This window comes from Cutibacterium sp. 37298, from assembly GCF_023838685.1.
GTDB lineage: Bacteria > Actinomycetota > Actinomycetes > Propionibacteriales > Propionibacteriaceae > Cutibacterium > Cutibacterium acnes.
The window spans coordinates 677,854-702,511 of record NZ_JAJNRJ010000001.1 but is presented as its reverse complement, the minus strand read 5'-3'; the positions used below and the strand labels follow the sequence as shown (position 1 = coordinate 702,511).

The 24,658-nt window shown below is 62.1% G+C and carries 27 protein-coding genes and 1 pseudogene; 6 read left to right on the top strand and 22 right to left on the bottom strand.

Annotated elements, in window-relative coordinates; translation table 11 throughout:
- Nucleotides 1-91: 91 nt before the first annotated feature.
- The 3 genes from ricT to LRP59_RS03270 form a co-directional block, all read right to left on the bottom strand.
- Complete coding sequence (ricT, locus tag LRP59_RS03280) at nt 92-754, bottom strand: regulatory iron-sulfur-containing complex subunit RicT (protein WP_002512967.1); 663 nt, start codon at nt 752-754, stop codon at nt 92-94.
- 74 nt (nt 755-828) lie between these two features.
- On the bottom strand, nt 829-1,635 hold the full coding sequence (locus tag LRP59_RS03275) for a DoxX family protein (protein ID WP_002512966.1): 807 nt from the start codon (nt 1,633-1,635) through the stop codon (nt 829-831).
- Nucleotides 1,636-1,766: 131 nt separating this feature from the next.
- A complete protein-coding gene (locus LRP59_RS03270; protein WP_230614258.1) occupies nt 1,767-2,939 on the bottom strand; it encodes a DNA polymerase III subunit delta' in 1,173 nt (390 codons plus the stop codon).
- Between LRP59_RS03270 and LRP59_RS03265 the strand changes: the two genes are divergently transcribed.
- Nucleotides 2,871-3,032 (top strand): hypothetical protein, encoded by a 162-nt coding sequence (locus LRP59_RS03265; RefSeq protein ID WP_002521097.1) that lies wholly within the window; start codon nt 2,871-2,873, stop codon nt 3,030-3,032. The two genes, LRP59_RS03270 and LRP59_RS03265, sit on opposite strands and share 69 nt — an antisense overlap.
- On the opposite strand, the gene tmk is transcribed toward LRP59_RS03265, so the two are convergent.
- From tmk to LRP59_RS03240, 5 genes are all read right to left on the bottom strand, one after another.
- The gene (gene tmk, locus LRP59_RS03260) at nt 3,022-3,666 is read right to left on the bottom strand and encodes a dTMP kinase (protein WP_002512964.1); all 645 of its coding nucleotides are present in this window, start codon (nt 3,664-3,666) and stop codon (nt 3,022-3,024) included. The two genes, LRP59_RS03265 and tmk, sit on opposite strands and share 11 nt — an antisense overlap.
- A complete protein-coding gene (locus LRP59_RS03255; RefSeq protein WP_148378481.1) occupies nt 3,659-5,146 on the bottom strand; it encodes a hypothetical protein in 1,488 nt (495 codons plus the stop codon). The genes tmk and LRP59_RS03255 overlap by 8 nt, the downstream gene beginning before the upstream one ends.
- A 1-nt stretch (nt 5,147) precedes the next feature.
- Nucleotides 5,148-7,940 carry a type I DNA topoisomerase gene (topA, locus tag LRP59_RS03250; RefSeq protein ID WP_002512962.1) on the bottom strand — a complete coding sequence of 931 codons (2,793 nt, stop codon included), beginning with the start codon at nt 7,938-7,940 and terminating at the stop codon, nt 5,148-5,150.
- Nucleotides 7,941-8,162: 222 nt separating this feature from the next.
- Entirely contained in the window at nt 8,163-8,450 is a 288-nt protein-coding gene (locus tag LRP59_RS03245; RefSeq protein WP_002512961.1) for a DUF2249 domain-containing protein, read from the bottom strand.
- A 92-nt stretch (nt 8,451-8,542) separates the two neighbouring features.
- On the bottom strand, nt 8,543-10,060 hold the full coding sequence (locus LRP59_RS03240; protein ID WP_002512960.1) for a methyltransferase: 1,518 nt from the start codon (nt 10,058-10,060) through the stop codon (nt 8,543-8,545).
- Between LRP59_RS03240 and LRP59_RS03235 the strand changes: the two genes are divergently transcribed.
- The gene (locus LRP59_RS03235) at nt 10,048-12,348 is read left to right on the top strand and encodes a DEAD/DEAH box helicase (protein ID WP_014604326.1); all 2,301 of its coding nucleotides are present in this window, start codon (nt 10,048-10,050) and stop codon (nt 12,346-12,348) included. The genes LRP59_RS03240 and LRP59_RS03235 overlap by 13 nt on opposite strands.
- Nucleotides 12,349-12,408: 60 nt before the next feature.
- Here the strand turns inward: LRP59_RS03235 and LRP59_RS03230 are convergent.
- The 8 genes and pseudogenes from LRP59_RS03230 to ssd all read right to left on the bottom strand — a co-directional run bounded on the left by LRP59_RS03230 (nt 12,409) and on the right by ssd (nt 17,802).
- Nucleotides 12,409-12,666, bottom strand: a pseudogene (locus tag LRP59_RS03230) (hypothetical protein).
- Nucleotides 12,667-12,760: 94 nt separating this feature from the next.
- Complete coding sequence (locus LRP59_RS03225) at nt 12,761-13,168, bottom strand: Rv3654c family TadE-like protein (protein WP_002512957.1); 408 nt, start codon at nt 13,166-13,168, stop codon at nt 12,761-12,763.
- The gene (locus LRP59_RS03220; RefSeq protein ID WP_002521092.1) at nt 13,165-13,482 is read right to left on the bottom strand and encodes a TadE family type IV pilus minor pilin; all 318 of its coding nucleotides are present in this window, start codon (nt 13,480-13,482) and stop codon (nt 13,165-13,167) included. The genes LRP59_RS03225 and LRP59_RS03220 overlap by 4 nt, the downstream gene beginning before the upstream one ends.
- Nucleotides 13,483-13,571: 89 nt before the next feature.
- The gene (locus LRP59_RS03215; protein ID WP_002512955.1) at nt 13,572-13,859 is read right to left on the bottom strand and encodes a DUF4244 domain-containing protein; all 288 of its coding nucleotides are present in this window, start codon (nt 13,857-13,859) and stop codon (nt 13,572-13,574) included.
- Between the two features lie 208 nt (nt 13,860-14,067).
- Complete coding sequence (locus tag LRP59_RS12075) at nt 14,068-14,817, bottom strand: type II secretion system F family protein (protein ID WP_002512954.1); 750 nt, start codon at nt 14,815-14,817, stop codon at nt 14,068-14,070.
- Nucleotides 14,814-15,584 carry a type II secretion system F family protein gene (locus LRP59_RS03205; RefSeq protein WP_002512953.1) on the bottom strand — a complete coding sequence of 257 codons (771 nt, stop codon included), beginning with the start codon at nt 15,582-15,584 and terminating at the stop codon, nt 14,814-14,816. The genes LRP59_RS12075 and LRP59_RS03205 overlap by 4 nt, the downstream gene beginning before the upstream one ends.
- The gene (locus LRP59_RS03200) at nt 15,581-16,747 is read right to left on the bottom strand and encodes a TadA family conjugal transfer-associated ATPase (RefSeq protein ID WP_002521089.1); all 1,167 of its coding nucleotides are present in this window, start codon (nt 16,745-16,747) and stop codon (nt 15,581-15,583) included. The genes LRP59_RS03205 and LRP59_RS03200 overlap by 4 nt, the downstream gene beginning before the upstream one ends.
- Nucleotides 16,744-17,802, bottom strand: a complete 1,059-nt coding sequence (gene ssd, locus LRP59_RS03195) for a septum site-determining protein Ssd (protein WP_002512951.1) — start codon at nt 17,800-17,802, stop codon at nt 16,744-16,746. Before ssd ends, LRP59_RS03200 begins: the two co-directional genes overlap by 4 nt.
- 8 nt (nt 17,803-17,810) lie before the next feature.
- Between ssd and LRP59_RS03190 the strand changes: the two genes are divergently transcribed.
- The 3 genes from LRP59_RS03190 to LRP59_RS03180 all read left to right on the top strand — a co-directional run bounded on the left by LRP59_RS03190 (nt 17,811) and on the right by LRP59_RS03180 (nt 20,752).
- Nucleotides 17,811-18,689, top strand: coding sequence for a class I SAM-dependent methyltransferase (locus tag LRP59_RS03190; protein ID WP_002512950.1), 879 nt, complete (start codon nt 17,811-17,813; stop codon nt 18,687-18,689).
- Nucleotides 18,690-18,856: 167 nt separating this feature from the next.
- Nucleotides 18,857-20,119 (top strand): Na+/H+ antiporter NhaA, encoded by a 1,263-nt coding sequence (gene nhaA, locus LRP59_RS03185; protein ID WP_002512949.1) that lies wholly within the window; start codon nt 18,857-18,859, stop codon nt 20,117-20,119.
- Between the two features lie 96 nt (nt 20,120-20,215).
- On the top strand, nt 20,216-20,752 hold the full coding sequence (locus LRP59_RS03180; protein WP_002512948.1) for a phage holin family protein: 537 nt from the start codon (nt 20,216-20,218) through the stop codon (nt 20,750-20,752).
- 81 nt (nt 20,753-20,833) lie between these two features.
- Here LRP59_RS03180 and LRP59_RS03175 read toward each other — a convergent pair whose 3' ends face one another.
- The 3 genes from LRP59_RS03175 to nth form a co-directional block, all read right to left on the bottom strand.
- Nucleotides 20,834-21,397: a CoA pyrophosphatase gene (locus LRP59_RS03175; protein WP_002533244.1), complete on the bottom strand. Its 564-nt coding sequence runs from the start codon at nt 21,395-21,397 to the stop codon at nt 20,834-20,836.
- Between the two features lie 89 nt (nt 21,398-21,486).
- A complete protein-coding gene (locus LRP59_RS03170) occupies nt 21,487-22,074 on the bottom strand; it encodes a TlpA disulfide reductase family protein (RefSeq protein WP_002521082.1) in 588 nt (195 codons plus the stop codon).
- Nucleotides 22,071-22,799: an endonuclease III gene (gene nth / locus LRP59_RS03165; RefSeq protein WP_002521081.1), complete on the bottom strand. Its 729-nt coding sequence runs from the start codon at nt 22,797-22,799 to the stop codon at nt 22,071-22,073. The genes LRP59_RS03170 and nth overlap by 4 nt, the downstream gene beginning before the upstream one ends.
- Nucleotides 22,800-22,884: 85 nt before the next feature.
- Between nth and LRP59_RS03160 the strand changes: the two genes are divergently transcribed.
- Nucleotides 22,885-23,616: a Crp/Fnr family transcriptional regulator gene (locus LRP59_RS03160; protein ID WP_002521080.1), complete on the top strand. Its 732-nt coding sequence runs from the start codon at nt 22,885-22,887 to the stop codon at nt 23,614-23,616.
- Nucleotides 23,617-23,698: 82 nt separating this feature from the next.
- On the opposite strand, the gene LRP59_RS03155 is transcribed toward LRP59_RS03160, so the two are convergent.
- From LRP59_RS03155 to LRP59_RS03145, 3 genes are read right to left on the bottom strand one after another with little or no spacing between them, the layout of a single operon-like run.
- Nucleotides 23,699-24,154, bottom strand: coding sequence for a RidA family protein (locus tag LRP59_RS03155; protein WP_002512942.1), 456 nt, complete (start codon nt 24,152-24,154; stop codon nt 23,699-23,701).
- Nucleotides 24,151-24,324 (bottom strand): DUF4177 domain-containing protein, encoded by a 174-nt coding sequence (locus tag LRP59_RS03150; RefSeq protein ID WP_002512941.1) that lies wholly within the window; start codon nt 24,322-24,324, stop codon nt 24,151-24,153. The genes LRP59_RS03155 and LRP59_RS03150 overlap by 4 nt, the downstream gene beginning before the upstream one ends.
- Entirely contained in the window at nt 24,321-24,620 is a 300-nt protein-coding gene (locus tag LRP59_RS03145) for a WhiB family transcriptional regulator (protein ID WP_002517165.1), read from the bottom strand. Before LRP59_RS03145 ends, LRP59_RS03150 begins: the two co-directional genes overlap by 4 nt.
- Nucleotides 24,621-24,658 lie beyond the last annotated feature (38 nt).

The following is a 24,658-nucleotide window of genomic DNA, read 5'->3' as shown; positions in this document are numbered from 1 at the left end:
TGCGGTGACAGCGAATAGGGAACTGGCCATCAAAGCCGCGACAAACATACGTCGTCGCGAAACGCGTGGTGTCATTGAGTTCCTCCTGGAGTCAGGCGTCCTTGTGCTCCTGGTCCCGTCTGCGAGAACACGTCGGCATTAGCGGACATCTCGGAGCATCCGGGACCCTGACCTCTCCGAGGGCAGCCTCGAAATCAGCGTAATAAGGTGACTCGTAACGCAGGCAGCACATAAGTTTGCCGCATGCCCCAGTCACCGCCAAGGGGTTGGAGGCCATCCCCTGCTCGCTGACAAGGCGATTCGGCACCGACGACGGCTCAGGCAGGAAGGTCGAACAACACAGCGAACGACCGCACACCCCGACACCACCGACGACCCTAGCGGTATCGCGGCCACGAAGCTGGCGCAAATCGATTCTGGCGCGTAGCCGCCGAGCGAGGGGACCAACGATGGTCGCAAACTCCACTCGGTGTGGGGCGCGGAAATACACCGCGATAGCACGATCATCGCCGGATTCGACGAGGTCGATCGCCAACACCTCCATATCGACTCCCGCATCCTCGACGGTGCGCCGAACGGTCTGCAAGATCTCGGCTCGGGTGCGTCGATCACGCGCTGCAGCGGCGACAGCGGCATCGTCGGCCTTACCAGGGCACGTCGGCAACTTCCCATCGAGATCAACCTCTTCAGGACCCCATACGCACCGGCATACCAGTGGCCCCTCTGGGGTGGGATATAGCAACCACGAACCCACCTCGACGTCGAGGGTCCCGACGTCGAGGTGAAAAAGTTGACCGTATTCGCGGAAGGCTACCGCTACGATTCGGCTCAGTCGCCGACCTCCTCTGCCTTCGCAGCAGCGCGGCTACGCCGGTAGGCGGCGTCAATGGACCAGCCACCGGCACCCAAGAACAACAACAGCACGCCGCATGCAGCCAGCAGCAGCTCCAGCTCGCCCTTGAAGCCCATCGTTTTGAAGATGGCAAAACTGCCCCAGAAGATGAAAGTCAAGGTCAGCACCATAATCGCGATGATGCCGGCTCCCGCGACGCGGGTAAACAGGCCAAGGATGATGCACACCGCGGCAATGCACTCGCAGATGCCCAGCACCCACACACCGGCCTGGGCGTATCCGCTGGGTAGTGGGAGAGCCTGCACCGCGCGCAATGTGAGGTCTCGCTGGGCGAGGTGCTGGAATCCGTGAACCCCAAGAATCCCGCCTACGATGAGGCGGAACAAGAACAGGCCCAGGGATGCCATGATCTTGTCGGTGGTGCGCTTGGGGGCCGGTTCAGCAACCCGCTCCGGCTCGGGCTCGGCATGGGCGGCGCGACGCTGACGCTCGGCCTCGATGGCCTGACGGTCGGCGCGCTCGCGGGCGCGCTGCTCGGCCAATTCGCGACGGCGACGCTCCTCCTCGAACTCGCGATCGTCCACAACACGAGTCGTCTCGGAGTCAGGACGGAAAACGTTGTCGTCGATGACGCTGGTGCGCTCCGAGTCCGCTGAATCACTGGGCTTGATCACCTCAGTGGGGTTGACATCGGCATCCACGCGGGAGGCCCCCGTCCGGATGACCCGGGTGGTCTCGGCGTCGGTGGAGTCCGCTGCAGTCCTCTTGATCGCCTTGCTCACGCTCAATCCTCACGATTTGGGAACCGCACCGAGGATACGGCACGGCACATTCACACTGTGCCACGAAACTCGCTGCCACAGCGGCGCAACACACCGTTGTTATTCACTTCATCATGCCATGACAGGGGGATTCACCAGCGGGCGCGGTCTACTCCCGTCATGGCGATAAGGAGAGTTTCCATCACAAGCAGGGGGGTGACGCCATGTTTCAGGCTCTTGCGCGCCGCAAGGATCGCATCGATCGTGGCAACAGTGTGCTCAGGACTCTGCGAATCTGCGATCCGATGAAGGGAGGCCGACCAGCCAGCATTAACAAGGCGGGCTCCTCGTAAAGCGTTCTCCTCCTCAGGACGCACAGCGCCAGTTTGGATAGCCAATACATCACGGTGGTAAGCCGTCAACTCTGTTAACACACGATCCAAGGCGTCGCGCTGTAACCGCTTCAACCGAGCGGATTGCTGCTTTTCAAGGTCCCGCAAAGCAGCTTGAGCATTGCGCGGTCGAGCACCAGAGGAGCCAAACCCCAGGGCTTTCTCCAGCTCGGCCCGCTCGGCCGCATTAACCTCTGCGGTAGCGGCTGCGGCCTCCTCGCTGGCCTGATTAACGAGGTCCTCGGCTGCTTGCAGACAGTCCCCCAAGCTCCGCAACCGGGTAGGGAGCTCACCAATGGCGTTGCGTCGCGCACGAGCTTCCTCGTCCCAGGCCAGGCGCCGCGCCCGCCCAATATGCCCTTGACCAGCGCGGGCAGCCTCAGCAGCCACCTCCGGGGCAATGCCGTCACGTCGGGTGAGCAGATCTGCCACAGCCTCATCGCGCGGCGTAGCCAAGTGAAGGCGCCGACATCTCGACCTGATCGTGACGATGACGTCCTCTGGAGTAGGGGCACACAGCAACCAGACGGTTTTCGGCGCAGGCTCCTCGATAGCTTTAAGCAAGGCGTCAGCTCCGCGTTCAGTGATGCGGTCGGCATCTTCGACGACGACAACCTGGTGACACCCGTGGACCGGATTCATCGCCGCTCGACGAACCAGTTCACGCACCTCATCGACGCCGATAGACAGCGCCTCAGTACGCACGAGGGTGACGTCAGGATGGGCGCCTGACAAGGCGGTTCGACAGGCATTGCACTGCCCGCATCCATGGTCGACGCACTGTAGCGCCGCTGCAAAGGCCTTCGCAGCATTCGACCGACCTGATCCAGGCGGACCCGTAATGAGCCATGCGTGACTCATCGCATGGGACGAGCGCCCCGGCTGCGATTCGGCGGCACGACGCAGTACCCCGACAGCCTTCTCCTGGCCCACAAGATCGGCCCACACACCGGTCAATACATCGCTCACAAGATCATCGTTGCAGATCGGCCCGACATCGTAACCGCTCGATTCCTCACCCGTTGAGCAATCCAGTCACGCGTTGACAGATGGCCTCACTGATCTCCTTGCGGCTCTTCCGCGCGTTCAGCACGAGGTATCGCTGCGGATGGGCCGCAGCGAGGTCAAGAAAATGTTGACGCACCCGAAGGTGGAACTCGTCACCAGCAGCTTCCAGACGATCCTTGGCGGCGATCTTACCGGCTCCTTCGCAGGGATCGACGTCGAGCAGAACCGTCACATCAGGTACCAGGCCGGTCGTCGCCCAACACGCGAGCTGGCCGACCTCGCCAGGGTCGAGGACCCTGCCAGCCCCCTGATAGGCGATAGTCGAGTCAACGTAGCGGTCGCAGACGACGACCTTGCCCTCTCGCAAAGCTGGAATGACAACCTCGTCGACGTGTTGGGCCTTGTCGGCGTTGTACAGCAAAGCCTCGGCGCGCGAGGAGATCGGCCCGGAGTCAGGAGAGAGCACCAGCTCGCGGATCCGCTGCCCAAGCCAGGAATCCCCGGGCTCGCGAGTCATGAGGTGAGGGATTCCCTCGGTCGTCAGCCACTGGTCAAGTAGTCGGGCCTGGGTCGTCTTACCGGCACCGTCCCCACCCTCGAAGACAACGAATACACCGCCCAGATCGCGGCCAGTCACCGTCTGGTCAGTCATGGATAGCCTTAAGGATCTTGCGGCGATGCTGTTGCCAGTCATCCCTAAATGATTGTCGGGCCGCAAACAACGATGCCGACGCCCGCTCTACCTCGCGTCCGGCCTCAAAAGCTTCTTGAGGAGACATGTGGGAGACGTCAACAGCCTCGGTCACGCTGCGTTTCGTCTGCGCTATCTCCTTGACGACGGGGCGCAGCTGCTTAGCCACTTTCCCGGCGCGACTCGTGTCGAGAATTCCAGCGACTGCGGCTGCGTGGCGAACTGCAACTTCGGCTGTTGACCACCCCTGCACATCCTCAACGTCATCACACTTGGCCACTGCGTCAGCAACCGACTTCCGAAGCACGCGCTTCATGGTGGGACGTGCGGGCTGGTCAGGATCAACAGTGAGACGCGGGGACCGCGCCGCCGCTGTGATCTCCTCGAGCAACTGGTAATACTCCCGAGAAAGGTTATGGATACTGATGTGACCGGGATCCAGACCCATCACCCGCAAACACAAGTTCTGGGCACGTTCGACCCAAGCCTGATCGAGCAGACCCGACATTGCGTCCAGGGTCTCCGACAGCGCCCGAATCGCCTTCTGAAGCGGCCGAATCGACCCATGGTTACCGTCGTGGATACTGGGGGTCGACATCGTTACTGGGTCGTACCCCATCCCCACAAGATCAGTGCGATCTGGGGACTCTGGAAGAACGCGCGGCTCCGTCCGTGTTGTCTCGGTGGGGCCTAAATCCATCCCCTGGCAACGAACCGCCAGATCAGCCTCGATAACGTCCCGCAACTGTCCAGCCAGCTGAGCCGATACCCAGGTCTGTAATCCGGCACCATGATGAAGGTGCGGACGCGGGTAGTCGGTGAGCGCGCCAGCCCCTGGGCCAAGACGCCGCAAAACCGAAGGGTGCCGGGAGACTGGCACACCGCCCAGAGCCAGGATGCGGTTGGTGAGCCACTCCCGCTGCCCCTCAGCGAGACCCCGTTGTGGGGTGATCGTCAGCTCACGAACCCGCGATGTCGTCACTCCTGACTGGACGACGGCAATGCGGTCGTCGCGGATGAGGGCCAGTTTGGTGCAATCGAGGGCCTCCAGGATCGTCTCGTTACGCTCCCAGGACAGGGCCGCGACCGGGCAGAGGGTCGCCCCGCGCAGGAAAGGACGGGCCAGACAAGTGAAATCTTGAGGCAGTTCACCGGCGGCATCGAGGGCTACTGACCGAGCAACCGGTAACCACGGGGACCACTCGGGAGCATCCATGTACCACTCCCCCAGTCCATCCACGACGCGGTGAGCGACGACAATCCCCGACCTCAGCAGCCGGTGGTCCGGGGAGTCCAGCAAGGTGACCTTGCACTCAATGGTCCGACGGGCCCCGCCGGCGGCGACGATTGTACGCAGGTCGGCTGGAACCGGTCGAGCAGCCGTCCATGCCAACTCGAAGTACAACGGTTCGGTGCTGCCCGAACGACACCCCGTCGCCATCTCAGCTTCCTGACGACGTTTTCGCGTTCGCCTTGGTCACCTTGACGGACTTCGAGGTGGCCTTGGTCGTCGACTTCTTCGTGGTGGTTTTGCGAGTGGTTGTCTTCCTGGTCGTCTTCTTCTTAGTTGGGCTCTTCTTAGCTGGCCCTTTAGCCCGCTTCTCGGCCAGCAATTCCTGGGCCCGCTCCGGGGTGATGTCCTCGACCGAATCGTCCTTGCGGAGGGTCGCGTTGGTCTGGCCGTCAGTAACGTAAGGGCCGAAACGGCCATCCTTGACGACGATCGGGCGTCCCGAGGTCGGATCCTCGCCAAGCTCGCGCAACGGCGATTTAGCCGCAGCACGACCGCGCTGCTTAGGCTGGGCGTAAATAGCCTCGGCCTGCTCCAAAGTGATGGAGAAGATCTCGTCCTCGCTGCCTAAGGAACGCGAGTCCGTTCCCTTCTTGAGATAGGGGCCGTAGCGCCCGTTCTGCGCAGTGATCTCGGTGCCGTCGGCAGCCGTTCCGACCACCCGGGGCAGTGAAAGCAGCTTGAGAGCCTCATCAAGGGTGACGGTCTCAAGGCTCATCGATCTGAACAAGCTAGCAGTGCGCGGCTTCACCTTGTGCTTGGTGCGACGCTTCTTGCCATCCTTGGTTGTTGTCTCAACGATCTCAGTGGCCTCGTCATCGTCAAGGACCTCGGTGACATAAGGGCCGAAACGCCCGTTGCGGGCCACGATCGGACGATGGCTGTACGGATCCAGACCGAGCTCGCGGTCCTGACCGTTCGGGCTTACCAGCAGCTCCTTGGCGGCCTCGACGGTGAGCTCGTCAGGGGGCAGAGCGTCGTCGACATTAGCTCGATTGCCCTCCGGATCCTCAACGTAGGTACCGTAGCGGCCCACCCGGACAACGACGTCAGAGTCGTCGAGCGGGAAGGTGCAGATCGTGCGCGCGTCGATGTCACCAAGCTCAGTGACAAGCTGATGCAGCCCCTCGTGGCCCTCAGTGGGCGTCGGGACGTCGCCGTCGTCAGTCTTGGTCTGGCCAAAGTAGAAGGCTGAGAGCACCGCCACCCGATCGGCATTACCACGGGCGATCTGGTCGAGGGTCTCCTCCATGTCGGCGGTGAACTGGTAGTCGACGAGGTTGGAAAAGTGTTCCTCCAACAGCCTAGTGACGGCGAACGCTAGCCAGGTCGGCACCAGGGCCGAGCCCTTCTTGAAAACGTAGTCACGGCTGGTGATAGTGCGGATGATTGATGCGTACGTCGATGGGCGACCGATCTCTAGTTCCTCGAGCTTTGCCACCAGGCTGGGTTCGGTGTAGCGGGCCGGCGGGCGGGTGTCGTGCCCCTTAGCGGTCACCTCGCGTGGGTCTAGATCCTGTCCCTTCGACAACTGAGGCAGACGTTTCTGCGCGTCATCGGAAGCTCCTTCGTCGACGGACTCGACGTAAGCGCGCAGGAAACCATGGAAAGTGATGGTGCGTCCAGACGCGGTGAAGGTAGCGGTGGTGACATCGCCGTCGGGCAGGTTTACCGGCGAGACCGGGGTAGCATCAATAGTCACCGAAAGGGTTTCGCCCTTGGCGTCGGCCATTTGAGAGGCCAGGGTACGCATCCAGACCAGCTCGTAAAGCCTAAACTCGTCACCGGTCAGGCCGGTTTCAGCTGGGGTGCGGAAGTGTTCGCCAGCAGGCCGGATGGCCTCGTGGGCTTCCTGAGCGTTTTTCACCTTAGAGGCGTAGATGCGCGGCTTGTCCGGAATGTGGTCGGAACCATAGAGCTCGGCAGCCTGGTTGCGAGCCGCGTGAATGGCCTCCTGAGACAGGGCCACCGAGTCGGTACGCATGTAGGTGATGTAGCCGCCTTCGTAGAGATTTTGGGCGACCGACATGGTGCGCTGGGAGGTGAAGCCGAGCTTGCGGCCTGCCTCCTGCTGCAAGGTCGTGGTGCGGAAGGGAGCGTAAGGGCGGCGGGTGTACGGCTTGGATTCCACCTTGGTGACGGTGAACGGAGCCTTTTCGAGGGCCTTCGCGATAGCGGTCGCGGCAACTTCGCCAAGGCGGCGCACGCTGGAAGTGAGGTTGCCGTGGGAGTCGAAGTCGCGGCCGGTGGCGATCTTGGTGTCATCGAGGGAAACCAAGCGGGCCTGAAACTCATCCAGGTCGGCGGTTAAGGTGGCTTCCATGTCCCAGTAGTTCGCGCTGGTGAACGCCATCCGCTCGCGCTCACGGTCGACGACTAGCCGGGTAGCCACCGACTGCACGCGACCTGCCGACAGCCGTGGCAGTACCTTCTTCCACAACACCGGGGACACCTCGTAACCGTAGAGACGGTCAAGGATGCGTCGGGTCTCCTGGGCATCAACGAGGTCTGTATCAAGCTCTCGGGTATGGGCGACGGCCTCGTTGATGGCCTTCTCGGTGATCTCGTTGAACACCATGCGGCGCACCGGCACCTTCGGTTTGAGCTCGTCAAGCAAATGCCAGGCGATGGCCTCCCCCTCGCGGTCACCATCGGTAGCGAGCAGGAGCTCGTCAGCGTCCTTGAGCAAGCTCTTGAGTTCGCGGATCGTCGACCGCTTTTCTGGAGAAACGACGTAGACCGGGGTGAACTCGTTATCGACGTTGACTCCGGTACGCGCCCATGGCTCCCCTTTGTACTTGGCGGGAACCTCGGATGCGCTGGTGGGCAGGTCGCGCACGTGACCCTGGCTGGCTCGCACGGTGTACTTGGGCCCCAGGTACCCGGCGATCATCGTGGCCTTATGGGGGGACTCGACGATGACGAGGCTCTTGGTCGGTGACATTCCTGCCTTCTCCGTTGACGTGATGTGAGCTGCTGGGCTGCCCAAAATGGACGGTCCGCGGCCCAATGTAGCGGCACCGTCACCGGTGGTCGCGCGTCAACCGTAACAACAGCCGTCGCATCCGGCACCTCGGGTATGCCAGAAACGTGAACACTTCGTCCCCGACGGACCGGCTACACATGAGATGCCGGAGGTCGAGAGCGCGTCCGGATCCTCAGGGCATCAGGCCTGTTTGGTGAGCTTAAGGTGCCATTCGTCAGGACCCTCGACGAGGTACTCGACGCCAACACTGCCGATCTGCTCAAGCTGGCTCAGCAGGGGCAGCGGGTTGTGCGGGGCAATAAGGACCATCGAGGCACCCGGCTGCAGCTGCGCAAAGGCACCGATGACGGCACCATGACGGATAGCGTGCGGAATAGTGCGCACATCGAGCTCAGGCAGCTCGGTGTCGCTTTCACCGCAGCTGCAGTGATGGGTCTCGGTAAGCGGGATCTCCTGGTGGTCAGTCATCGGTCCTCCTTTTTAATGATTGCTTCGCCAAAAATAGCGCACCCGGGATCGAAGTGTGGCATTACGGACTACAGCGCTCAGCATGCACCCGGTCATGCCGTCTCGAGGATGCCGTGGCGCAGGCACTCGCGAACCAGAGGCAGCACCTCGATGAGCAAGGCGTCATGGTCAACCTCAAGAATCGCAGAGACGGCATCGGTGATCTGTGCCAAGGTGAGTTCACCGTCGCAAGCACCCAATACTCCGCCAGAAGCCGTCGTCATCTCGACAGCCCGGCACAGCCCGCGACGCTGACGCAGCACGATGTGCTCAGGGTCGGTAGCACCGGGGCGTCCGGCAGTTTCGCTGTCAACGTTGGGGGCGATGCGCCAACGTCGAGCAAGCAGGCCCTCGTCACTGAGACACGCCCAGGTGACAGCCTGAGCGCGTCGGGCCATCGTTTCACCAATCGGTTGTGCCACCTGCCAGGGCCATTCTTCGAAGCAGAGATCGGGATCATCCCGGCCCGCCTTGGTCAAAGTGATCCACCCCAGGGACACACCGGTGACGTCGAGATCGTCGAAGTAGGACAACCACTCGTCGTAGCGAGACCGCCACTGGGCAGACCCGTCCAATCCGGCATCGGTAAGCCAGGCCTCGATGTACTCGCAAGCGTCGAGGTGCTCGCGCTCGACCACCCACAGGTCACAGCCAGTCTCCTCGACCCAGGTGGCGAGCCTTTCGGACCACGGTTGATCACCGATATGGGCCCAGTTGGCAAGAACCTGGAGCATCCCGCCGTCATTGAGACGGGCAGGGGCACCACGAACCACGGCCTCCACCAAGCCGTCCCCACAGAACCCTCCCTCCCGGTAGATCAGCCGTTGGCCATCACGGCTAGGCGGAGCCATGACGTAGGGCGGATTAGTGACGATGAGGTCGAAGGTGTCGTGGCCGCAGGGGTCGTAGAGGGATCCATCCCGGATGTCCACGTCGGCGTGAGAAAGACGGCAAGTGAGCTGGGCCATCTCGAGAGCTCGAGGGTTGACGTCAGTGGCGACGACATGATCGGCATGACGCGACAAGTGCAGGGACTGGACGCCGCACCCGCACCCCATGTCGAGGGCGCTCCCCACATGAGTTGGTACAGCCATCTGGGTCAGTGAAACTGATGCTGGTGAAACGCCTAATACGTAGTCAGGGCGGATTTTAGTGATGGCCTTATCCAAGCCCGGGGTGAGGTCGGAAACTGTCCACCCCGAAGCGCCGTCGTCGGGGGACCCGTAGGGACGCACGTCGACCAGGGCGCGAGCTGTCGATCCCGCAATGCTGACGATGCCGGCCTCGGTGAGGGCTTGCAGCGGCAACGGTGCCAACTGTTCAACAGGAACGGGCTGCTGCAACAGCCATAGACGAATAGCTCCGGCCAGGGCATCCGTGCGCCCTGCTAACGCCCGCAGAGCTGGTGTGGTGCTATTTCTGGTCAACCCGAGCTGCCCAGAGTCGCCGATGGCGGCCATGACGGGATCAGTCACGTACCCGATATCGGTGAAGATGTGCCGCAGCTGTTCGATCTCGTCGACGGTGAGGTGTCTGCCCATGGTGGCAATCTTGGCGCGTGATCGTTCCATCTGTCTCGTCAACCCGTGACGCTGTGTCGCGGTTGTTGGCCATCCCCCAGGTGGTCTATCTCGATCATCGCGAGGCCGCAGCAGGACGCACCTGCGAGTGGCCTTCGTGGTTCCCCGAGGATTGTCGTCAAGCCGTCGAAGCGGCTGGGATTCATCGGCCATGGCAACACCAGGCGCGATTCGCCGAGCTGGCAAGAGCAGGCCGTCATGCAGCGATTTGTACCGCAACGGCGTCGGGAAAAACCTTGGCCTATTTGTTGCCAATCATGGCTGCGACGGCATCGACCACCCCGGTGATGCCGGAATCGCCAACTCCTGGCCTGCCGGCATCTTTGCGGGATTCCCTACACCGCAACAGTGCCCTGTACCTGGCTCCCACGAAGGCCCTGACTCACGACCAAGAACGCGTTTGCCACGAGGTTGGGCCGAGGAATTGGCTGGTTTCAACCCTTGACGGCGATTCCGATGAGGCTGAGCGTCGTTTCGCCCGGGAGCAGGCCCGATACGTCCTCACGAACCCGGACATGTTGCACCACACGGTGCTGCCGTCTCATGCACGATGGGCTGGGTTACTCGGAAGCCTGCGATATGTCGTCATCGATGAAGCCCACCAATATCGCGGGGTCTTCGGGGCACACGTAGCCCAGGTTATCCGCCGGCTGCGCAGGCTTTGTCGGATGCATGGCGCAGATCCGGTATTCCTGCTTTCTAGCGCAACCTCGACGAACGCCGCCGAAGCCGGGACCCGCCTGCTCGGTGTAGAGAAGGTCGAGGTCGTTGATGAGGACTACTCCCCGCACCCGGGCCGTGACGTCGTCTTGTGGCAGCCAGCCGAGTCCATCTCAGCCGATGCGACGGGACTCGTAGCTGACCTGACCGACGCCGGATTACAGACGATCTGTTTCGTCGCCTCGCGTTCGCTGGCAGAGGTCATTTCTGCCCATGCCCAGGACCGGGTAACTAGCGGGGCTCGGGTTACCGCGTATCGGGCTGGGTACCTTCCCGAGGACCGACGACGTATCGAGGCCAAACTGCAGGACGGCTCGATGCGAGCGGTCGTCGCGACGAATGCCCTGGAGTTGGGTGTAGACATTTCGGGGATGGACGCTGTCGTTATCGCCGGGTATCCAGGGCGACTGTCGGCCTTGTGGCAGCAGGCTGGTCGAGCCGGACGGTCGGGCCGTGACGCGTTGGTAGTGCTCATGGCCCGGGAAAATCCGCTGGATCAATACCTCTTTGAGCACCCCGAATTATTGTTCTCGTCCTCGGTGGAATCAACTGTGCTGCACCCAGATAACCCGTATGTGCTCGGCCCGCACGTGGCCGCGGCCGCCCAGGAGGCATACCTCTCCCCTGCGGACGAAGAGTTTTACGGGTCGGCCTTTGCCGGGATATGCAAAACGTTGACAGGCCAGAACGTACTGCGACGTCGCGGAAATCGGCTGTTCTGGACTCGTCCGGAACGGGCTGTCGACGCCATCGACCTGCGATCGGCGGCAGGCAAAGGGATTGACATTATCGACGTGTCCACCGGGAGGGTCATCGGGGTAGTCGACGAAGCCGCCGCAGACCGTACCGTGCATCCAGGCGCGGTGTACCTGCATCAGGGGGATCAGTGGCTGGTCGACGAATACAACCCGGTCGAGCACCACGCCCTGGTGCACCAGGACCTGCCGGGATATTGGACTCAACCCCAGTCAGCGTCGACGGTGAGAATCCTTCGGGAGGAGAGACGTCGCGATTGTGGTCCCGGATATGTGGCGTGCGGGCAGGTAGAACTGACAGAGCAAGTTGTTGGGTATCTGCGTCGCGACGAAATCACCAATGATGTGTGGGACTCGGTGGCCCTCGAGATGCCCACCCACACCATGATCACCCAGGCCTGCTGGTGGGTTATTCCCGACAAAGTCGTGGACGACCTGAAGCTTGATGCCGTCCATTTGGCAGGGGCCGCCCATGGCGCTGAGCACACCGCGATTGGGCTACTGCCAATGTACTCACCGTGTGACCGATGGGATGTGGGTGGGGTGTCGACGGTGATGTTGCCTGACACTGGAGCGTGCACCATCGTCGTCCACGACGGTCAGGCCGGTGGGGCTGGATTCGCCGAGGCCGGTTTCGAGAAGGCCGAGGAATGGTGGCATGCCACCACCATGCGCCTAGCCCAATGTGGATGTGAGTCTGGATGCCCCGCCTGCGTCGTCTCGCCCAAATGCGGGAATGCCAACCAGATGCTCGATAAGGCCGCTGCTGCCGCACTGACGGCAGCGATGGATCCGCTGGGCTAATCGGTCATTCGACATGGTTTATGGTGCGGCTTCGGTATCCCCTCCTCGCGGATGTTTGTGTTACCACCCCTGCAACGTCCCCAGCACTACTCTGGGCAGCTCAGCACCCCAGGTTGGTGATTCGCATCTGCTTACGGACAAGCTCGTGACGGACAACTGACCCAGGTCGTCTTCGGCTGCCTAGGCCGAAATGGCCTCGTTCGGTGCCATTTCTGGAACCATCCGCAACGCTCGATAGAGGTACAATTCCCCGGTCCTATGAGCATCAGGAATGACGGTGATCCGTCCCAATTCCATATCGAGATCTCGATACAGCATCCGTGCAGCGGCACCTGGAACTCATGCGCTAGGACGGATCACCGACGCCCCCTAGGGCCGCCTATGGTTTCCCTGGCATTTCTGGGCGAAATTCTCACTCCATCGGGCCGGCCCGAGACGATTTCACCACCCTGGTAGGCATTCCCGGCAACTCCCATCCGCGATGAAGCTGTACCCCTACCTCGACGGTCACAGACGACCCGCTCTCCGTGTTATGCACAACGCATGAAACCAGTTCAGCCCCATTGGCTTTGACGGTTCGCTCGGCCACGGGGCAGCCAGGCTCCCCGACGGCCTGGGCTCCCCCAGCAGCCAATGCGGCCATGTCAGACGTCTCTTCCGCACGATGAGTAGCTGACCACCATCCCGTGATTAAAAGTGACATCCACACTGCCGCGATGAACCCCACCCCGACAGCCGCCAACAGCAGGGTCCCCGAGCCTCGTTCTCCACCCGCTTTGGTGCCACGAGACCGGATTCTCGACAAGACCAAATTCATCATGTCTGCCCCGGTTCCATCGGAGAACGGGCCTGCCCTCGCAGGTGTACCGGCCCGATCCTCCCCAACGACCTGTCGACCTCAACGGTCACGTTCACCCAGCCGCCGGATGTGGTTGTAGATACCTTGGCTCCGGTGGGCGCGTTGCTCTCGGCCTGCCAAGCCGACGCGGTATCCCCGCGAGCCACCTGACGGGCCACCTGGGCGGCCGTCGTACGGCAGGCATCCTCGACGACTACCAGCCCCACCACCCAACAACTTGTCGCCACTACCAGGGTGGCTGCGATGAGACTGACAGCCATCTCGACTGTCACCATCCCCCGCGCTACACGCTGCCGGGATCGCTGCGGGGAGCGACCCGGCGTGGCGGACACCCGCGAGCGTCCGCCACGACGAGCCAGACCGGTCACGGCAGCATGCCTCCTGCCTTGCCAATGATGCTGACAACCAGTTTGAGCAGCTTCGTAAAGACCTCCTGGTGGGTGACGATCTTGAGCAAGACCAGCGCGAGCGCGACGGCGGCAAGCATGCCGACGGCGTACTCCGCGGTAGCCATGCCACGATCAATGATCTTGTTGCGCGCTGCTCGGTAACGCCCTCGATAACGGGGCTCTACCACATCAGTAGCGCCAACCAGATCGAGAGACCTAGCAGAGATGACGGGTTCCGTCGTTGGATCGGTGTTCTCAGACACTGTCGTCTCCTGTCTGTTTATCAGGCCGGGCCACTCCCGACCTCTGTGAGGCGCGTGCCTCACACCTCCAGTTGTCGTTTGAGCTCCCAAAATCCGCCAGTCAGTTTTATTTCTGTGGATAACCCGCCTACGGTCACCCAAACCCCCTGTGGACAACCGATAACAGGCAGGACGACATGCCCGTGCCCTCACGGCACAGCTCGTGTCGTCACAGCGCCCCCAACACCATTCCGGCGATAATCGGCACCACCCCAACCAACAAGAAGGCTGGAAGGTGACAGCACACCAGCGGACCGATGGCGTCAACTCCCGCCTTACGTGCCTTTTTCTCGGCCTTTTCTGCGGCTGCAACCTGAAGTTGCGCAGCATGGGCCGACAACAGTTCACTGATCCCTTCACCAGAGTTCACGGCTCGTGAGACGTCCTGAGCAGGATCACGCCACACTTCTACCGACGCGAGATCGTTCCAAGCCCTCGAGTCCGGCACTCCTGCCGCCAGAGACGACGCCAACCGACGCAAATCCTCAGCGCATGGTCCTTCCAACGATTCGGCTACCGTTGTTACTGCCGACCGCAATGGCAGCCCAGCCTCCATCGCACTCGAGAGCATCAGGAGGGCCTCAGGCAGCTGGGCCGCCCGATGCTGTTCCATCCGTCTATGCCCCGATGCCTCAAGCCGGCCAGATCCCCACCACATCACCGCTCCCACAAGAACGGATAAACCCGCCGCTGCTGGAAACGGCCACGGCACGCCGACGAGGACCGCGCAGGCCGCAACTAGCCCCGCTAGCACCCGTATGTGCGATGCTGGGGCTCCGGGGCGAGGAGCCAGCCAAACGGGAGGCGGTTTCCGACCCTGAGTACGTGTTCGTGCTGTCGCCGGAACGACCAGCCACGCTGCAATCGCGGCCATGATCATCGCCGGAAGGAGGGTTCCCGTCACATCGATGTCGCTCATGGCAGTGCCTCCTTCGCTACCCGATCAGCCAGAGACTCACTCCACAGCACCCCAACGCATGCCAGCAGGGTCGATCCCAACAAGCAAGCCCTCCCTAGCCATGTAGTGGTAAGGAACACCGTCGGATGCGCTCCGACGACATGGCCCATGAGCAATCCGACCAGAGGTAGCAGACCCATGATCCGCCCCGACGCCCGAGCCGCCGCGAGTTCGGAGTCGAGGGTGGCTTCTAGACGGGCTCGCCGAGCTGTTCCTTCAGCCACGGATTTCGCCGCTGGGGCGAGGGGCGCACCTGTTGTCGCCGCCAAGTGCCACGCGTGGGCTAGTGGCACCAGACCAGCCATCCCTGGTTGCCGGGAGGTGGCAATGAGGGCGTCGGAAACGCTTCCGCCCACTGCATGAGCCCGCCTAGCCTGAGCCAATACCTCCACGTCATCGGCCACGTGCTCTAGTGCAACTGAGGGGATCTCCCCCACCGACACCCGTCCAGCCAAGGCCCTTGTCGCCCGGGCAACATCGCGACCGCCTTTAAGAATCTGGGCTCTTCGACGTTGACGGCGCACAACGACAAGCACCGTTTCGCCCACGACTACCGTCATAACGGCCCACACCACACCGCTCGCGCCAAAAAGTAACCAGGCCACCACGAACCCCACCGGTATCCCCGACCACGCTGGCAGATGCCGCCCTTCCTGCTTCCTTGTGGCGGATGGCATAGCTATCCATACCGCCAACCCCATAAGCAAGGAGGCTCCGATGACCGTCATCGCGCCACCTCCATTCCGAGCAACTGCGACAACCTCCCCGCACCGTCGCCAAGAGTCATCACGCCGTCGGCATCCCACCGCACGGCGGGTAGGACCACAGCTCGACCCTCGACATCGACGAAAACCCCAATCTCCGCCACCCGTCGCCCCCTCTCTCCCCTCTCCACATGAATGACGGTGTGGAGGGCTGCGGTGATCTGAGCCGATGCCGCCTCCCGAGATAACCCACCCAAAGCAGCCAGAGCCTCCAGACGAGCTGGTACCTCGGCCACCCCGTTGGCGTGCACCGTCCCGCAACCACCCTCATGACCGGTATTGAGGGCCATGAGGAGATCTCGCAGTTCCGCCCCTCGCACCTCTCCAAGGACGATCCGGTCGGGCCTCATTCGCAAGCACTGACGGACCAAGTCGGTCAAAGTCACCGATCCTTTACCCTCAGAGTTGGCTGCGCGGGCCTCCATTGACACCCAGTGCGGATGGTCGATCCAGATCTCCCGGGAGTCCTCCACAATGACCAGCCTTTGGTCCGACGGCAAGCTCGTCAGCATCGCGGAAAGCAGGGTCGTCTTTCCGGTCCCGGTACCCCCAGTTACCAAGAAGGCTAACTTCCGGCTCAAAATTGTGTCGATCATCCGTCGGCACCCCGGCGCCATCGATCCTCCGGTTACCCAATCGTCGAGGGAGAGGCAGCGTCGGGACGGCACTCGCAAACTAAGACAGGTCCCTGGCCTCGCCAGCACATCCAAGACAGCGTGAACCCGGGTGCCGTCGGGCAGCCTGGCATCCACCCACGGATTGCCGTCATCGAGCCGACGCCCCACCGCTGCAGCCAACCGCACTGCTAAAGCCCTTACTTCCTCAGGTCCGCTGAAGGTGACGTCGGTCAGTTCCAGGCCTTGTCCGCGGTCGATAAACACCTGGTTGGGACCGTTGACGAGGACGTCAGTGACCCCGTCCATTACCAGCAAAGGATCTAATCGCCCGGCCCCAGTGCTGGTGCGGCGTAGCTCTTCAACGACCGCCAATACGGTTTTGTCTGAAGCCACCCGGCCACAGTCGAGAATGGCGTGAGCGACGTCCATCGGTGTCCAGTCCCGCGCAAGGCCAGCCAGTCGGCGTCGCACCTGCTCGACGAGCTTGAGATCCGGTTCTTCTCCGTTCATGAGCCCATCACCTGATCAACGAGCTCAGCGCACCCGCTACGCCATCGTCGGGAGGCCACCACCCATGGTGCTTCCCCATCCCCCTGACCACGAGCCAGTCGGCGGTCGTCCTTGATCGTCATATCGGGCCGTACCCCCAACACCGACTCGATGTCCTCGTCCGGCATGGATCGTCCTGGCCCTCGCCGCGCTACGAGGAGGTCCGGAAGGTTCTGCCCTCTGGCCGTCATCACAGATCTGAGGTCAGCCGCCACCACCCCGACCTTGACGTTCACCGTCACCTCCGGGGTATCAAGACCTCCCGGATCCACGACGACAAGATCGTGATCGCCAGCCAGGGAATCAACCACAGCCCTACGGGCTGCTGGAGGCACGTGAACACCCACCCTGCCTGCACTCACCACCTCAACACCGTCGAGGGAAGGCACGTGAGACCCCAAATCAGTCGTCACCCCGCGGGCCGACGCCAACTCAGGCCACCGCCACCCGTCTTTTCTCTCGATGCCTAGCAGCAGGTCGATCCCGCCGGCACTGGGATCAAGTTCAACCAGCCCAACCTTCATCCCCGACCTCGCAGCGGCCCACGCCAGACCTGATGCCAAGGTGCTGACCCCAGTACCGCCTCCACTCGAATTCACCTGCACCACTGTGGCCCTCGATGTCGTCGCCAGTTCGTCATGGAGAATCTCAGTAAGCACCTGATTGGCTCGCGGCACGACGATGACGCTGGCCGATAGTCCCGCCGACCAGCGTGCCGCCTCCTCAGCGTCGAAACCGACGACATGGGTGCCCGGCCGTGGAGACAGCCCCCACGCCATCACCGACCCAGCCATGTCCGCTCCTACCAGCAATGGACCATTCTTCGACCAAGCCCGTGACACGGCTTCGCGGCCCCCTAGGACTTCCACACCAACCCCACCGCTGGCTGCCACTGACCCGACGACTTCCGCCAATCGACTATCCCGGGTCACCAAGGCGACCGCTGTCTCCTCCGGGGCAGCACTATGCGCAGGCCCATGCACCGCAGCGCCCCGTCCCTGTCCAAGAATCTTCATACCTTCAGTTGTCGTCGGAAACCGCAGAATTCATCACCCAATGTCAGATCTGTGGAAAACCGTGCCAACTCGCCGACGAGCCCCTGTGGACAACCCTGGCCACCACGATTCCCTCTACAATCGGGGCCATGGCAGTCTCTTCGGCACCGCATCTTCCCAGCGGCACATTCGAATGGCTGACTGCCGGACGTGTGGACCCAGGTAGTCGAGTCGTCGTGCTGTGTCCGACCGTCGCCCATTGCCGAGCCGTTGCCTCCTATGGGGCCGACGTCCTGGCCGTTCACCGCGATCCCGATACCGCGGCAAAACTCAACCGCATCCCTGGCGTCATGGCCATCTGCGGGTCGCCCGAATCGTTACCTCTTAATTCATCCAGTTTCGATGCTGTCTTGGTGCATCAGGGCTTTCACGAATTGGCCCCCGGCCTCGCCTTACCTGAAATCGCCCGCGTCCTGCGCCCAGGCAGTGTCCTCGGCGTCTCCTGGCTGGTACGCGATGACACTGTTCCGTGGGTCAAGCGGCTTGCAGCGCTACTGCGCACCGTCGATGAAAATGCTATGAGCGGCGACTACGGCACCGAGTCAGTACATGAACTCATCTCCAGCAAGTACTTTCCGGAGGACGAGCACACCACCAAGCGCCTGTGGGTGCCGGTCGACCGTGACTCTCTCGTCGCCATGGCTGCGGCCCGACCGGCCGTCCGGGCCCTCGACTCCGACGCCCGCTCCAACTTGCTCACGAAGGTTGCCGCACTCGCCGACGATTCTGCCGGGACTAGCGGGTTACGTCTGCCCTATCAACTTGAATGCTGGCGGGCTTGGGTCAACCACGATGAGCTCACCACCCCTATTCGACCCCATGACGACGGCCTGACGATCACGCTCTGATCCCGCTCACACCGTGCCTTAACACGGTCCATCCACCCTATGAGCGCCGATCGGTGACATCACACCAATTTGGTATGCTGCTACATAGGGTGTGCCGGGAAGTCTGGTCGGCGTGACTCTGTCCCCTATCCCGCTGAGCCCGCGCCGCGGGTTCCCGAGAGGCATTTATGACGGATTCCCGCAAGAACAAGCGGCCTCGCAAGAGCATCCTTCGACCGGTGACAGGCCCGAACGCCCTTCACCTGTCTGACATCTTCCGAAACGAGACCACGGGCGGCATGCTGATGCTGGCAGCCACGGTCGCAGCCCTCTTGTGGGCCAATCTTGGTCATCACTCGTACCATTTCTTCCGTGAATTGGCCCTTGGTCCGCTCACAATCGAGCAGTGGGCGGCTGACGGCCTTCTAACGGTCTTCTTCTTCATCGCCGGCCTCGAGCTCAAGCGAGAGTTCGTTGAGGGATCGCTATCGCGACCTGCTGACGCATTGGTCCCCATCGTTGCCGCAGTATGCGGAATGGTGTTCCCGGCTGGCATCTACACGCTATTCAACGTGTTAGCCAGCGACGGACACCCGGCAGGTTGGGCCATCCCGATGGCAACCGACATCGCCTTCGCCTTAGCGGTACTAGCCATCGTCGGAGCAGGCTTGCCACAGGCCGTACGAGCCTTCCTACTCACCTTGGCCATTGCCGATGACCTCGGTTCGATCATCGTGATCGCAGTCTTCTTCTCCACGGGCCTGGACATCTGGTGGCTCGCCGGTGCGATCGCCTGCATCGGCCTCTGGGGAGCGATGCAACACTTCCACGTCGATAACGGTTGGTGGTACGTGCCGATCTTCATCGTCGGGTGGTGGTGCATGCTGCGCTCCGGCGTTCACGCCACCATCGCCGGCGTCGCTTTTGGCCTCCTAACCCGCACTGAGGAAGACGTCCTGGACGACCCCGTTGATCGCTGGCAGCACAAAGTGGAGCCATGGTCGGCCGGTGTCATCGTCCCCTTCTTCGCCCTTATGAGCGCCGGTGTCCACGTCAGCGGGAAAACCTTCCTGGCCCTGTGGACTCACCCAATCTCGCTAGGTATCGTCTGCGGGCTCATCCTCGGAAAGGTCATCGGCATCACCCTCGGATCCTGTCTCACCGCCCGATTCACCTCAGCTGAGCTGGGTCGCGGTGTTGTATGGCGCGACATCATCGCGGTAGCTATGTTGGCGGGCATCGGATTTACCGTCTCGATGCTCATGACCGATCTGTCCTTCCCGAAGAACCACGAATTCGCGGACGAGGCCAAGGCATCCGTGCTGATGGCATCCTTCTTGGCGGCCATCCTTGGTGGTGGCATGCTGCACCATCGCGGCAAAAGTCACGCCATGCGCCAGACCAAACATTCCCACGAGGTTCCGGTAGCAGCCGGTACCTGCAACGACTAAAGCTAATTCCTGCGACGACAACTCAACCCGAATACAGCAGATCGAACCTATTCCCGTTAGGCTGAGATCACCACATTCATCACGCGGAGGCATCCCATGGCAGACAAGCTCCCGGTTGGCGATACGATTGACAACCTTAAGACGGACGGCCAGAAATTCGTCCAGGACTCCAAGGCCTTGGTGACGGCGGAGATCAAGCCTGCCGCCAAGCACGCCGGGATTGGTGTCGGTATGTTCGGAGGCGCTGGTTACTTCGGTATCGTCGGCGCACTGTTGCTGTGGCTGTGTGGCGCCTTCGCTTTCTCTCTCATGTGGCAGCATATTGGCAACTGGGACATCTTGCTGTCTCTAGTTGTCGGTTTTGCGACGATGGCTGTCGTCCTATTCATCCTGGCAGGCATCCTCGCTCTGGTCGGCAAGGGACAGATCTCTCAGGTCAAGGCCCCGACCGGCATCGTTGACGAGGCTAAATCGACCCTCGGGGCGGTCAAGTCAGCCGTCGCCCGTGGTAAATACAACGCCACTGCCCGCAGCAGCATCGACGCCAGCGAAGCTCCTTCCCCTGCCACTCCAGTGTCGGTTGGCGGCGCTTCCGCTCCCCGCCGCGCTAGCGGTGCCACCGAGCGCGACTAAGCTAACTGTTACGGCTCTCCCACAGTTATGTGGGAGAGCCGTTGCTTTATGATGCAGCCGTCAAGGCACGCAGCCCGCACCTCAAGGAATGTCATTCGGTGTCGTCCCCTCCGGCAGGCGTCGAGCCCCTAGATATCCTTCCGGAATCTCCACCATGCGCTCCCGATCCCACGGTCGGGACCATCCGCCGCGATCCAGCAAAGCATTGAGAACGTGGGCAGTGAATCCCCACACGAATATATCGGGTAGAACGAAGGCCGGACCGCGATATCCCGAGGGGTGACGTGTGGTGGCACGAGCCGCCGGATTTGCCAGGTCAGCCAGTCTGACACGCTGCACCATGGCCACCTCGGCGGGATCCACGACCCCAACTGTCCCTGCCCCACTCCAAGTGGCGATGACGGTCGTGACATCAGAGCCGCTAGCAGCCACGTGGGCAGTCGGCAGCACTCCCCTCACGGTGACGAGGCGTCTGTCCAATCCCACCTCCTCGTGGGCTTCCCGTAGGGCGGTATCGACGATCGTCTCGTCAGTGTTCTCAGCCCGACCCCCAGGTAGGGCTACCTGTCCAGCATGGTGACGCAAGGACAGTGGTCGTCGAGTCAGGACAATGTCGTTCCTTTCCTCGCTGATAAGGGCCAGCACCGCCGAGGATCGTCCGCCGCCAGGTCGTCGTCCCACTGAAAAATCAGGGTCGTCACAGCCAAGACTCGCGATGAGGGCACTTAAGTGGCTCATGGCGTCCTCTTAATGGCCTTGTCAATAGCAGAGTCAAGCTCCCGCTGGGAGCGCCACTGCCCACTGTGGCGGGTGACGATAGTTCCGTCGCGCACGATGAAGGTGACGGGCACCCCACTGATCTGCCAAGCGCCTTGGATAGTGCTGTCAGGATCCTGCAGGTGAGGGAAGGTCAGACCCGCGTCACCCGCAAACGAAATGGCCTCGGATGCGTCAGATTCGGCATAATCGATGCCAAGGAAGTGCACCCGGTCGTGATACCTGCGGTACGCGTTTGCAATGAGCGGAGCCTCACTACGACATGGTCGACACCACGACGCCCAGATCGTCACGACGGTCACGCCCCTCGATGTCGCCCGAGACATGGAGATCGTCGGCCCCTCGCCAAGGCATTGCAAGCCGTGATCGGGCATGGGCCGGCCCTCTGTGGCCGTCCCGGAACTTTTCGCAATCGGCCCCGACGGCAAATGCGAGCACCCCGGTATTCCGGCATTTTCACGCTGATGAGCTATGCCCGCATCTCCCCCGCAGCCAGCAAACATCAAGGCGGCCATCACCGCGCCGAAAACGTTCATCCCCCTCATCGACGCGGCTCCCGGACTAACGTGGCGGCCTCCTCAGGATCCGTTGGGCCTTCCCCGAAGGAGGGGCACCGCTCGGCAACCGGGCATACCCCGCAGGCAGGACGCCGCGAGTGACAGCGCCGCCGCCCGTGCCAGATGAGGCGGTGACACAACATCACCCATTCGGACGGGTCAAAAAGCTCAGCCAGGTCGGTTTCCACCTTGGCGGGGGTAGTCGCATCGGTCCAGCCCAGACGTCGAGACACCCGCATGACGTGGGTGTCCGGGGTGATTCCGGGGATGCCGAAGGCATTACCTAAAACAACATTGGCGGTCTTACGACCGACTCCGGGCAGGGTCACAAGCGAGTCAAGATCGTCAGGGATGGCACCGTCAAAATTGTCGACGAGCTTTGCACCCATCGACACAAGGCGCGCTGCTCGGGTTGGTCCACATCCCAACGGGGCGACTACTGTCTCGACTTCACCAATGTCGGCATCGGCCAGGGCCTGGGGGCCAGGCCAACGGTTGAACAACGTGGGTGTGACGGTATTGACTCGCCGATCCGTCGTCTGAGCCGACAGCACCGTAGCAACGAGCAATTGGTACGGACCGACGTAATTCAACTCGCAGTGAGCGTCTGGATAGGCCTCGGCAAGAAGTACTCGCACCTCGTTGGCGCACGCGCGGCAGTCCTCCCGTTGAGGTCGAGATGCGCTAGGGGATGCTGCCATGGAGCTAAGCATAGGAGGAGAATCGAGGCCCGGTGTCAGCACGGAATGTGACAGCTGCCACAATGTAGGCACACGCCCGGCCACAAATGGTCGAACGATGCACGTGCTCATGAGGGGAGATGTTCGGATGGCAAATGTGGTGGCAACAGCGGCGACCCAACCGTTCTTCGCAACTCTCGGCGCCGCCTCGGCCGCCCGAATCATGGCCATGTGTGAGGCGTCAGTCTGCCCGCGAAATACCGTGATCTTCGAGGCCGGAGACTCGGCTGACAACCTGTACCTCGTCGTCGAAGGAAAAGTGAAGCTCACTCGCTCCACAACTGCCGAAGACCTCACTCCCCGCGACTCCCTGTTATGGCTTATGGGCCCCAATGACATGTTTGGGGAGCTGTCGCTGGTTGACGGCGGCACCCGCTCCACGACGGCCACCACTGTGACCCGCTGCAGCCTGCTCAAGGCTCCGGGTGCGCAGATGCGCGAGCTCGTTAAAGGCCGTCACGACGTCGCCCTGGCTATGTTGGGACGCCTGTCGGAGCGCCTGCGTCGAGCCGACGACAACACCGCCCATTTTGTCTCCGGTGACGTCCCAAGTCGATTGGCGTACACCCTGCTCGACCTGGCGCGACGCTTCGGTACCGCGAACCCGTCAACTGGGCACATCGTGGTGCGTCACGACCTCACCCAGCACGAGCTCGCCCAGGCCGTCGGCTCCTCCCGAGAGACCGTCAACAAGGCGCTGACGGATTTCGCCGCTCGGGGATGGATCGCGGCGCGACCCAAGGTTGTCACCATCATGGAGCCAGAGAAGCTGGCATCACGGGCCAACTGAGTTCGCGGCACCTCGCATCCACAAGTGTGGGGGCCAGGCGTTGACACCTGGCCCCCACAGTATTGTTCTGGAACCGGCGCGATCAGACTTCGACGGTCAGTTCGACCTCGACGGCTGATCCGAGTGGCAAGGTGGTCACCCCGACGGCGCTGCGGGCGTGTCGGCCATGCTCACCAAAGACCTGGCCAAGCAGCTGCGAGGCGCCGTTGGCTACCCCAGCTTGACCGGTGAAGTCCGGGGCCGAGTTGACGAAGACGACCACTCGGACAATCCGCTTAATGGCGTCCAACCCACCGGCCACGTCAGCCACAGCAGCGATGGCGTTAAGAGCAGCGGCGCGGGCAGCCTCAGCGGCCTGCTCAGCGGAAACGGCGTCTCCCACCTTGCCAACGGCAGTCAACTCACCGTCAACGAAGGGTAGCTGACCGGAGGTAAGAATTTGTGATCCGGTCTGAATGGCCGGCACGTAGTCGGCGACCGGAGCCGCAACTGGAGGAAGAGTAATCCCCAATTCGGCACACCTCGTTGTGGCGCTCATCGGGGTTCCTCCTGGTCAGAAAGCGGACGTTTGAAGTAGCCCACTAGCGAATCGGGGTTGGGACCGGCGACGACCTGAACAAGTTCCCAGCCGTCGGCTCCGAAGTTATTGAGGATCTGCTGCGAGGCGTGCACCAGAATCGGTGCTGTGAAATACTCCCATCGGGTCATGACTTCACCCTAGCCGTTTTCGTCAGAGTTCCCCGGTCAGCGAGCAGCACATCACGCCAGCTCGTCACGTCTGGACGCTCACGCAGCAGGCGTCGCCTCTCACGCTCGGTCATGCCGCCCCAGACCCCCCACTCAAGCCGGTTATCCAGGGCCTCAGCAAGGCATTCCGGACGGACGCGGCAGTCAGTGCAGATACGCCTAGCTCGGCGCTGCTCTTTTCCATCCGGAAAGAGGGCATCTGCCATACCGCGGCAATTTGCCTGGAGCGTCCAATCGTCAGCTTCATTGCTTTCCACGAATCTCACGGTACGCGATACGGATGCTTTTTGACAAG